The organism is Sphingomonas liriopis, from assembly GCF_024211255.1.
In the GTDB taxonomy this organism is placed as follows: Bacteria; Pseudomonadota; Alphaproteobacteria; order Sphingomonadales; family Sphingomonadaceae; genus Sphingomonas; species Sphingomonas liriopis.
This window is the reverse complement of the sequence record NZ_JAMLDY010000003.1, coordinates 243,700-250,175: the sequence shown is the minus strand read 5'-3', so window position 1 is coordinate 250,175 and position 6,476 is coordinate 243,700. Positions and strand designations below refer to the sequence as shown.

The 6,476-nt window shown below is 68.5% G+C and carries 7 protein-coding genes; 3 read left to right on the top strand and 4 right to left on the bottom strand.

Going from position 1 to position 6,476, the window contains the following annotated elements:
• Nucleotides 1-107: 107 nt before the first annotated feature.
• Entirely contained in the window at nucleotides 108-899 is a 792-nt protein-coding gene (locus tag M9979_RS03720) for an SDR family oxidoreductase (RefSeq protein ID WP_254287984.1), read from the bottom strand.
• Nucleotides 900-1,038: 139 nt separating this feature from the next.
• Nucleotides 1,039-2,184 (bottom strand): acyl-CoA dehydrogenase family protein, encoded by a 1,146-nt coding sequence (locus tag M9979_RS03715; RefSeq protein ID WP_254287983.1) that lies wholly within the window; start codon nucleotides 2,182-2,184, stop codon nucleotides 1,039-1,041.
• A gap of 229 nt (nucleotides 2,185-2,413) precedes the next feature.
• Between M9979_RS03715 and M9979_RS03710 the strand changes: the two genes are divergently transcribed.
• Together M9979_RS03710 and M9979_RS03705 are read left to right on the top strand one after the other, a co-directional pair.
• Nucleotides 2,414-3,811, top strand: coding sequence for an MFS transporter (locus M9979_RS03710; RefSeq protein ID WP_254287992.1), 1,398 nt, complete (start codon nucleotides 2,414-2,416; stop codon nucleotides 3,809-3,811).
• Nucleotides 3,812-3,981: 170 nt separating this feature from the next.
• Nucleotides 3,982-4,524, top strand: a complete 543-nt coding sequence (locus M9979_RS03705; protein ID WP_254287982.1) for a CHAP domain-containing protein — start codon at nucleotides 3,982-3,984, stop codon at nucleotides 4,522-4,524.
• Nucleotides 4,525-4,605: 81 nt separating this feature from the next.
• On the opposite strand, the gene msrB is transcribed toward M9979_RS03705, so the two are convergent.
• Nucleotides 4,606-5,100: a peptide-methionine (R)-S-oxide reductase MsrB gene (msrB, locus tag M9979_RS03700; protein WP_254287981.1), complete on the bottom strand. Its 495-nt coding sequence runs from the start codon at nucleotides 5,098-5,100 to the stop codon at nucleotides 4,606-4,608.
• A gap of 91 nt (nucleotides 5,101-5,191) precedes the next feature.
• On the opposite strand from msrB, the gene M9979_RS03695 reads away from it, so the two are divergent.
• Nucleotides 5,192-5,473, top strand: coding sequence for a hypothetical protein (locus M9979_RS03695; protein ID WP_254287980.1), 282 nt, complete (start codon nucleotides 5,192-5,194; stop codon nucleotides 5,471-5,473).
• Nucleotides 5,474-5,477: 4 nt separating this feature from the next.
• Here the strand turns inward: M9979_RS03695 and M9979_RS03690 are convergent, their stop codons facing one another.
• Nucleotides 5,478-6,473: an endonuclease/exonuclease/phosphatase family protein gene (locus M9979_RS03690; RefSeq protein WP_254287979.1), complete on the bottom strand. Its 996-nt coding sequence runs from the start codon at nucleotides 6,471-6,473 to the stop codon at nucleotides 5,478-5,480.
• Nucleotides 6,474-6,476 lie beyond the last annotated feature (3 nt).

Sequence of the window (6,476 nt, the reverse complement as noted above, 5' to 3'; positions counted from 1 at the left end):
CGCTCCCCCACCCGGCCGCCCATCAAGGATACTCTGTGGGCGGCCGGGTGGGGGAGCGGGCCGGCACCGCCGCGAAACTCGCTCTTCCGCGCGTTTCCAAACGGACTCTAACCGGCGTCGATGCTGGTGCCGAGTGCGGCATGGACCAGACCGCCGTCGACGGTGATCGTCTCGCCGATCACGTAATCGCCGGCGCGGCTGGCGAGGTAGATCGCCGCGCCCGCCATGTCCTCGTCGACGCCGATCCGGCCGGCGGGGATGCCGCGCGCGATCGCCTCGCCATGGTCGCGCGCCGCCTTGTTCATGTCGCTGGGGAAGGCGCCCGGCGCGATCGAGGTGACGTTGACGTGGTCGCGCACCAGCCGCGCCGCCATCCGCTTGGTGAGATAGATCAGCGCCGACTTCGACGCGTGATAGCTGTACGTCTCCCACGGGTTGAGCCGCTGGCCATCGATCGAGGTGATGTTGATGACCTTCGCCGGGCGCGCCGCCGATCCCCCCACCTTCAGCAGACCATGCAGCGCCTGCGTCAGGAAGAAGGGCGATTTGACGTTGAGGTCCATCACCTTGTCCCAGCCGACCTCCGAAAACTCCTCGAACGGCACGCCCCAGGCGGCGCCGGCGTTGTTGACGAGGATGTCGAGGCGTTCCTCATGCTCCGCGAGTTGCGCGGCCAACGCCTTGCAGCCGGCGACGGTGCTGACGTCCTGCGGCAGCGCGATGCAGTTCGGGCCGAGTTCTTTCGCGGCTTCCTCGCAGATATCGGCCTTGCGCGACGAGATGTAGACCCGCGCACCTTGCGCGATGAAGCCCGCCGCGATCATCTTGCCGATGCCGCGGCTGCCGCCGGTGACGAGGGCGATTCGGCCGTCGAGGCGGAAGAGGGTAGTGGTGTCCATGATGGGTTCTCCTGTCGAATGGGCTGGCACTCTCCCCGTCCGTTCGCCCTGAGCCTGTCGAAGGGCCTGAGTCTCACTGTGCTTCGACAGGCTCGGCACGAACGGGGGAGGGGGCGTACTGGCGTAGTGAACGCGGCGCCTACCCCCCGCGCTTCATCGTCTCGCGGGCGATGATGACCTGCTGGATCTGGCTGGTGCCTTCGTAGATGCGGAACAGGCGGACGTCGCGGTACAGGCGTTCGATGCCGTAATCGGCGATATAACCGGCGCCGCCGTAGATCTGCACCGCCTTGTCGGCGACGCGGCCGACCATCTCGGACGCGAAATATTTGGCCGCGGCGGATTCGAGGACGACGTCCTCGCCGCGATCCTTCGCCGCCGCGGTCTCCAGCACCATCGCGCGGGCGACCAGCGCCTCGGTCTTCATATCGGCGATCATGCCCTGGATCAGCTGGTGTGCGGCGATCGGCTGGCCGAACTGATGGCGACCGCCGGCATAGGCGACGCTGTCGGCGATCAGCCGCTCGGCGACGCCGACGCAGACCGCGCTGATGTGCAACCGGCCGCGGTCGAGCACGCGCATCGCGATCTTGAAGCCTTCGCCCTCCGCGCCCAGCCGGTTGGCGGCGGGGACGGGGACGTCGTCGAAATGGACGTCGGCGACCTTCGCGCCCTTCTGCCCCATCTTCTTCTCGGGTTCGCCGATGGTGACGCCGGGCAGGTCCTTCGGCACCAGGAAGGCGGAGACGCCGCGCGCGCCCTTCTCCTCGCCGGTGCGCGCCATCACGGTGAACAGCTGCGCCTTGTCGGCGTTGGTGATGTAGCGTTTGGTGCCCGACAGGCGGTAGACGTCGCCGTCACGCACCGCGCGCGTTTTCACGCTACCCGAATCGCTGCCGACGTCGGGTTCGGTCAGCGCAAAGCTGGTGACGATCTCGCCGCTCGCGATCCGCGGCAGCCATTCCGCCTTCTGTTCAGGCGTGCCCGCCATCACCAGCCCCTGGCTGCCGATGCCGACGTTGGTGCCGAAGGTCGAACGGAAGGCGGGCGTGGTGCGCCCCATCTCGATCGCGACGCGGCACTCCTCGATCATATTCAGCCCCAGCCCGCCGAACTCGTCCGCGATCGACAGGCCGAACAGGCCCATGTCCTTCATCGCCGCGATCACCGCGTCGGGGATGGCATCCGCCGCCTCGACCTCCGCCTCGAGCGGGCGCAGCCGTTCGGCGACGAAGCGGCGGACGGTGTCGATCAGCGCGTCGAAGGTTTCGGGGTCGAGGGCCATACCGATTCCACTGTGAGGCTCTCGAGCGAGCCGGTTGTCGTCAGTGACGAGGTTAAGGGCTGTGTCGCGGCGCTGCAAACCCGAATTTCGAAAGCGCATCGGTTGACCGGGCTTGCCACGCGCTTATGCTCGGTGGCAACAGATGGGAGCGGTCATGGGTCTGGCAGGAACGCGCACGGGCGCCACGGCGGCGGGCGTCCCCGCCGCGCGGCGGCTGGGAAGCGGTACGATGGGCAGCTATGCTTTCGGTGCCGTCGCCTATGGCGTCAAGGATGCCGGGTTCGGCACCTTCCTGCTGCTGTTCTACAACCAGGTCGTCGGCCTGCCGTCCGCCACCGTCGGGCTGGTGGTGATGATGGCGCTGGTCATCGACGCCTTCGTCGATCCGATGGTCGGTTTCTTCTCCGACCGGACGCGGACGCGCTGGGGGCGGCGGCATCCGTGGATGTACGGGTCGGCGCTGCCGATCATGGTCGGCTGGGTGCTGCTGTGGAACCCGCCGGCGACGCTGTCGCAGCCCGCGACACTGGGCTGGCTGTTCGTCGCCGCGGTGCTCGTGCGGACGGCGGTGAGTTGCTATGAAGTGCCCTCGGTCGCGCTGACGCCGGAACTGTCGTCGGATTACGACGAACGGACGCGGATCATGGCGTGGCGCTATCTGTTCGGCTGGGCGGGTGGGCTGACCATGCTGGTGTCGGCGTATCTGTATTTCCTCGCGCCCACCGCCGCCTTTCCCAACGGGCTGCTCAACCGCGCGGGCTATGCGGGCTATTCGCTGCTCGGCGCCGCGCTGATGGGCGTGGCGATCCTGCTGTCCGCCTGGGGCACGCATCGCGAGATCCCGAACCTGCCGCATCCGCCGATCGAGCGGCAATCGCTGTGGGCGAGCTTTCGCGAACTCGCGCAGACGGTGAAGAACCGCGCCTTCGCGATCCTGATGCTCGCAGGGCTCTGCGCCTATACGGTGCAGGGGATCAGCTATGCGATGTCGACCTATCTTTACACCTATGTCTGGGGGTTCCGCGGCATCGTCTTCGTCTATGCGACCGTGGCGCTGTTCGGCGGCGTGCTCGTCGCGTTCGTCGTCGCGCCACGCATCGGCCAGCACGTGAGCAAGCCGCGCGCGGCGACGCTGGCGGTGCTGTTCGGCGCCGGGTTCAACATCCTGCCCTACGCGCTGCGGCTGCTCGGCGCGATGCCGGCGGTGGGGACGCCGATGCTGTTGCCAGTGCTGCTCGGCTTCTTCGTCCTGTCGACCGCATGCAACGTCACCGCCTTCATCCTCGGCGCGTCGATGATGGCCGACGTGGTCGAGGATTCGGAGGCGAAGACCGGCCGCCGGTCGGAGGGGGTGTTCTTCGCCGGATCCTTCTTCGTGCAGAAATGCACGTCGGGCGTCGGCATCTTCCTCGCCGGCCTGATCCTCGCGGTGGCGGGGTTCCCGAAACAGGCGGTGCCGGGGCAGGTGCCGGTCGCGACGATCGACCGGCTGACGCTGATCTTCGGCATCATCTATCTGGTCATCGCGGCGCTGGCGGCATTCTGTTTCAGCCGATTCCCGTTCGGCCGCGCGGAGCACGACGCGCGGATCGCGCGGCTGGGGGCGATCGCGCAGCCCGATTCCTGACGGAAACGGCCGTTCATCGGCGATAAAGGGACAGGGCTTCGGACGCGCTTCGTCGTCTCGTCGGCGCGCAAACACCGTTCGCCGCTTATGGTTCCCGCGGCCATTGGAGAAACCGGAACCCCCGGCTAGCGACATCCTCGACGAACGGGTTTTGACCGGGGGGTCAGCAAATGACTGTGAAGACGTTGGCGGCGCGCGTTGCGCTGGTGTTCTCGTGCGCCTTGATGACGGCGACCCCTGCGATGGCGCAGTTCTGGCAGTGCGCGCCCTATGCGCGCGAGATTTCGGGCATCGATATCCACGGCAACGCCAACACCTGGTGGGGCCAGGCCGCCGGCAAATACGAGCGTGGCCATGCGCCCAAGGTCGGCGCGGTGCTCGCCTTCCAGTCCACCCGCCGCATGCGCGTCGGCCATGTCGCGATGGTGTCGCAGGTGGTGTCGAACCGCGAAGTGCTGCTGACCCACGCCAACTGGTCGCGCCCCGGCGCGATCGAGCGCAACGTCCGCGCGATCGACGTCTCGGCCGCGGGCGACTGGAGCGAAGTCAAGGTGTGGTACGGCCCGACCGGCGGTCTCGGCACCTCGAGCTATCCGACCAACGGCTTCATCTATTCGGGCCATGCGCCGGCCGTCGACGCCGCGCCGGCCAGCGACACCCGCGTCATCGCCACCGCCGCCGCCGTGCCGGTGGTTCCGGTCGCGGGGGAGTAAGCCAACTCTCCAGCCTATGTCATCCCCGCGCAGGCGGGGATGACGATGGTTGTGCGTGATGGGACGGCGATCGTCCGGCTGCTACCCCGCGCGGAACGTCATCGCCACGCCGTTCATGCAATAGCGCTTGCCGGTCGGCTTGGGCCCGTCGTCGAAGACATGGCCCAGATGTCCGCCGCAGCGGCGGCAATGCACCTCCACCCGCTCCATCATCAGCGATCCGTCGGTGCGCGTCGCGACCGCATTGGGCAGCGGCGCGTAGAAACTGGGCCAGCCGGTGCCGCTCTCGAACTTGGTCTTCGATGAAAACAGCGGCTGCGCGCAGCCCTTGCACGCGAACGTGCCGGCGCGATGTTCGTCGTTGAGCGGGCTGGAATAGGGGCGTTCGGTGCTCTCGTGGCGCAGCACGCTCCACGCGGCGTCGCCCAGTTTCTTGCGCCACGCGGCGTCGCTCATCTCGACCGGATAGCGCTGCGCGGCAGCGGCAGGCGCGCTACGGCAGCCCCATAATGCCGCACCGGCGATCCCGGCGGCGGCGAGCGAGAACAGCGAGCGGCGGGTGGGATCTTGCGTCATCGCAAGGATATAGGATCGGCCTGCGGGCGTCGCATCCCCTCGCGGGAACCGGTCGCCGGGTCGCGCGCTTTTCCTGCACGAAAGGTGACCCATGTCGTTCCAGCAGCTCGATCCGCCCTTGCCCGTCCACGTCCTCGACAAGGGGGCGGGCTATGCTTTCGCCGTCATCGACTATGGGCAGGAGCACAATCTGATCTGGGTCACCGCGATCAACGATACCGGCGAGATCTGGTGCGCGCCCAACCCGCGCGTACGGTTGCAGGCGAACTGGACGATGGGCCGCAAGAAGCCGGGCGCGGTCGTCGCGCGCGAACAGGGCGAGTGTTCCGGCGCGCCCGAGCCGATCAGCGTCGAGACGATCAAGCCCAACTGACGCGTCAGGCGGGTGCGAACGTCCGCATCACGCCGATATGGTCGGACAGCTGCGAACCGTCGGGCGCGGTGCCGAAGCTGACCGGGAGGCCCGTCGCGCCCAGCCGGCCGCGATAGGCGAGGATCGTCTTGGCATGCGCGATGCCCGGCACGGCGGCGAGGTTGCGGCAACCCGACCCGCACGCGCTCTCCGACGCGGCGACGGTCAGCCCGTCATTGCCGATCAGCCCCTGCGCCAGCACGCGCTGGCGTGCGGCATCGTTACCGACGTTGAAATCGCCCGCCAGCACGACCGCCGATCCGTCGCGTTCCAGGCTGATGACGAATGCCCGCAGCGCCGCGACCTGCCGCGCATAGGCGAACAGGCTGCGCGCGTCGCCGACGCCCGATGCGGTGCGCGCGTTGAGGTGCGTATCAATGACGATCAGCGGCTTCGCCTGGCCCGGCAGGCGGAGTGCCACCGCCAGCATGCCCTTGTTGGCGAGGCAGTCGTAACCCGCGCAGGCGAAGGCGGGGAAGGGGACGCGCCGCGCCCACAGCACCGGATAGTCGGAGAAGATGGCAAGGCCGCTGTCCTCGCGCGGTGCCTCGGTCTCGCCATGCCACAGGCTGGCGTCGGCGACGAACGCCTGGTCGGCGGCGGTGACCGCGGCGGCGCGCGGCATTGCCGCGTCGGGGCCATAGACGGTGTAGCGATAGCCGGCGGCGCGGCCGATGCCCTTTTGCGCGTCGCCGAACGCCTCCTGCACCGCGACCACCTGCGGCGCGGCACCGGACTCATGCAGGCTGCGCAACTCGGCGGCGATCGCCGCGGCGGCGCCGGTGCGGCCATGCGTCAGCGGCCAGGGCAGCCCCTCGACGTTATAGGATAGAAGGGTGACCGGCCCCGCCGCGGGGGCGGCATGGGGCACGGGCGCCTGTACCGCCTGCACGGCGAACGGCTCCGCGGAGCCGGCGACGAGCACGATCGCCGCCACAATCATGATACCCAGCCGACGCACGCG

Coding starts and splice junctions, on each gene's coding strand:
- M9979_RS03720 (WP_254287984.1), bottom strand. CDS start 899: ATGGACACCACTACCCTCTTCCGCCTCGACGGCCGAATCGCCCTCGTC.
- M9979_RS03715 (WP_254287983.1), bottom strand. CDS start 2,184: ATGGCCCTCGACCCCGAAACCTTCGACGCGCTGATCGACACCGTCCGC.
- M9979_RS03710 (WP_254287992.1), top strand. CDS start 2,414: ATGGGCAGCTATGCTTTCGGTGCCGTCGCCTATGGCGTCAAGGATGCC.
- M9979_RS03705 (WP_254287982.1), top strand. CDS start 3,982: ATGACTGTGAAGACGTTGGCGGCGCGCGTTGCGCTGGTGTTCTCGTGC.
- msrB (WP_254287981.1), bottom strand. CDS start 5,100: ATGACGCAAGATCCCACCCGCCGCTCGCTGTTCTCGCTCGCCGCCGCC.
- M9979_RS03695 (WP_254287980.1), top strand. CDS start 5,192: ATGTCGTTCCAGCAGCTCGATCCGCCCTTGCCCGTCCACGTCCTCGAC.